Origin of the sequence: Saccharomonospora halophila 8, assembly GCF_000383775.1 — a bacterium.
Classification (GTDB): domain Bacteria; phylum Actinomycetota; class Actinomycetes; order Mycobacteriales; family Pseudonocardiaceae; genus Saccharomonospora; species Saccharomonospora halophila.
Genome location: NZ_KB912527.1, coordinates 66,188 through 69,127, shown reverse-complemented (window position 1 = coordinate 69,127; position 2,940 = coordinate 66,188). Strand labels below are relative to the sequence as shown.

Below are 2,940 nucleotides of genomic sequence, written 5' to 3'. Positions count from 1 at the left end.
CGGACCGCGATCGTCGTGGCCGCCGACGGCCGGGTCCGCGCGGTGCTGTCGGTGGCCGACACCGTCAAACCCGGCTCCGCCGGGGCCGTCGCCCGGCTGACCGGACTCGGCCTGTCGCCGGTGCTGCTCACCGGGGACAACGAGGCCGTGGCCCGTGCCGTGGCCGACGAGGTCGGCATCGACGAGGTGATCGCCGAAGTGCTGCCCGCCGACAAGGTCGCCGTTGTCGAGCGGCTGCGCTCCGAGGGGCGGGCCGTGGCGATGGTCGGCGACGGCATCAACGACGCCCCCGCGCTCGCCGCGGCGGACCTGGGCCTGTCGATGGGCACCGGTACCGACGTCGCGATCGAGGCGGCCGACCTCACACTCGTGCGGGGTGACCTGCGCGTGGCCGCGGACGCGATCCGGCTGTCCCGGCGCACCCTCGGCACGATCCGGGGCAACCTGTTCTGGGCGTTCGCCTACAACGTCGCCGCGCTTCCACTGGCGGCGGCCGGGTTGCTCAACCCGATGATCGCGGGTGCGGCGATGGCGCTGAGCTCGGTGTTCGTGGTCAGCAACAGTCTGCGGTTGCGCACCTTTCGCTGAGAAGCGTCCCTCGGCGTCCGCTCGCGGGTAGCGCGTTTACCGCGTGGTACCCGCGAGGGGACGTGAGGGGAGGGACATGACAGCGGAGGTTCCGCGGGACCTGCTGGACAGCAACGACATCGCCGGGCTCGGACGGTGGCTCGCCGGGCACGCGCCGTACGAGATCGCCGACGAGCTGGCCCGTGCCGAGGAGGTCGAGGCGGTCCTGCTGTTCCGGCTGCTCGACAAGGACCGCGCCCTCACGGTGTTCGAGGAGCTGGACCCGGTCGACCAGCACAAGGTGCTCTCCGGGCTCCGCGACCGGGCGTTCCGCGACATCGTCGAGGGGATGGACCCCGACGACCGTGCGCGGTTACTGGGGGAGGCGCCCGCGAAGTTCGCCCGGCACGTCCTCGCCGGGTTGAGTCCCCGGGAACGCGGGCTGACGGCCGCGCTGCTCGGCTACCCGGAACACACCGTCGGCCGGTACATGAGCCCGGAGACGGTGGCGGTGCGGCACCGGTTCACCGCGGACGAGGCGCTCGGGGTGGTGCGGCGACGGGGACCCGACGCGGAGACCGTCTACACCCTCCCGGTGATCGACGACCGGCGGTGCTTCCTGGGCACCGTCTCCCTGCGGGACCTGGTGCTCAGTCCGCCGGACCTGCCCGTGTCCGAGATCGCCGACGGCTTCACCCCGCGGGTGCGGGCCACCGACGACGTCGAGGAGGCCGCGCGCCTGATGCAGGACGCGAACCTGCTGGCGCTGCCGGTGGTGGACAGCGAGGACCGGGTGCTCGGGCTGCTGACCATCGACGACGCCCTGGAGGTCATCGAGGCCGCGGACACCGAGGACATCGCCCGTCAGTCGGCCGCGACCCCGTGGACCGGGCACTACATGTCGGCGAGCGTGGTGCAGCTGGCGCGGTCGCGGGCGCTGTGGCTGCTGCTGCTCATCGTGGCCGCGACCCTGACGGTGAACGTGCTCCAGTTCTTCGAGAGCACGCTGGAGCGCATCACGGCGCTGGCGTTGTTCATCCCGCTGCTCGTCGGCACGGGCGGCAACGCCGGGGCCCAGGCGGCGACAGCGGCGGTGCGGGCACTGGCCGTGGGCGAGGTCCGCACCCGGGACGTGCCCCGGGTCGCCTGGCGGGAGTGCCGGGTGGGGCTGTTGCTCGGAGCGATCCTCGCGGTCGTGGGCCTGGTGATCGGGACGCTGATCGTCGAGTTCACCGTCGCGGCCAGTGTGGCCGTGTCCCTGGTGCTGGTGTGCGCCTGGGCCGCCACGATCGGCGCGACGATGCCGCTGCTGGCCCGGTGGGTGGGCATCGATCCCGCCGTGATCTCCGCACCGCTGGTGACCACGCTCGTCGACGCCACCGGCCTGGTCATCTACTTCCTCGTGGCCCGCTTCGTGTTCGGCCTGTGACGGAAACGGGCGCGCCCGCCGTCGATCCGGCACCGCGCCCGCGACATGGTGCTGCGGGCCGCCCCCGCCGCGTCCGTGGCGGCGAAGGCGGCCCGCACGTCTCGGCGCAGGATCAGTAGCTCAGGCCGAAGCGGCCCAGCCACTCCTGCGGGTCGATCTTCTGGCCGTTCTCGACCACACCGAAGTGCAGGTGCGGGCCGGTGGACTGGCCGCGGTTGCCGAGCGTGGCGATCTCCTGGCCCGCCTCGACGCGCTGGCCGACGGAGACCAGCGACTCGTGGATGTGGCCGTAGAGGGTGGTCAGGCCGTCGTCCCGCTGGACCCGCACCCACAGACCGAAGCCGCTCGCCGGGCCGGAGGAGACCACCGTGCCCGAGTGGGCCGCGACGATCGGGGTGCCGATGTCGTTGGCGATATCGATGCCGAGGTGCGAGCTGCCCCAACGGGCGCCGTACCCGGAGGTGAAGGTGCCCTGGGCAGGCTGCACCACACCGGCGGCCGGTGCGGCGGCACCACCCGGCGTCCGGGCGGCCTTCTCCGCGGCGAGCTCGTCCACCCGGGCCTGGGCGGCGTCGAGGTCGGCGACCGTGGCGCCGTGTGCCTTCTCCGCCTCGGCCAGCGTGTTGGCGGCCTTCTCCTCGGCGTTGCGGGTCTGCTTCAGCTTCGCCTGCGCCGCGAGCTCGGCGTCCTGCTGCGCCTCGAGGCGGTCCGTGAGGTCGCCGGTCGGATCCGCGCTGCTGTTGCCGGACACGTCGAGCGACGTCCCGGACCGCTCGTCCTCGTCGGAGCTGAGGTAGCCGAGGACCGGGCCGACGAGGCTGCCGAAGCGGTACTCACTGCCCGCGAACTGCTCGGCGCGCCGGGCGGCGGCGTCCAGCCGCTGCTGGGTCTGCTGCATCGCCGCCTCGAGGTCGTCGACGCGCTGCTGGGCCTCGGCGGCCCGG

The 2,940-nt window shown here is 73.3% G+C and carries 3 protein-coding genes; 2 read left to right on the top strand and 1 reads right to left on the bottom strand.

Features of this window, described 5'->3' with window-relative positions; all coding sequences use genetic code 11:
* On the top strand, positions 1–588 hold a 588-nt coding region (locus SACHA_RS0108685), incomplete at its 5' end, for an HAD-IC family P-type ATPase (protein ID WP_028663009.1).
* Between the two features lie 76 nt (positions 589–664).
* Positions 665–1,996, top strand: coding sequence for a magnesium transporter (mgtE, locus tag SACHA_RS0108680; protein WP_019808878.1), 1,332 nt, complete (start codon positions 665–667; stop codon positions 1,994–1,996).
* A 112-nt stretch (positions 1,997–2,108) separates the two neighbouring features.
* Here the strand turns inward: mgtE and SACHA_RS21100 are convergent.
* Positions 2,109–2,940, bottom strand: an 832-nt coding sequence (locus tag SACHA_RS21100; RefSeq protein ID WP_039738422.1) for a M23 family metallopeptidase, incomplete at its 5' end; no start/stop codon positions are given.

Bases quoted from the DNA above. Each gene is read 5' to 3' on its own strand.
- mgtE (WP_019808878.1), top strand. From the start codon at position 665: ATGACAGCGGAGGTTCCGCGGGACCTGCTGGACAGCAACGACATCGCC.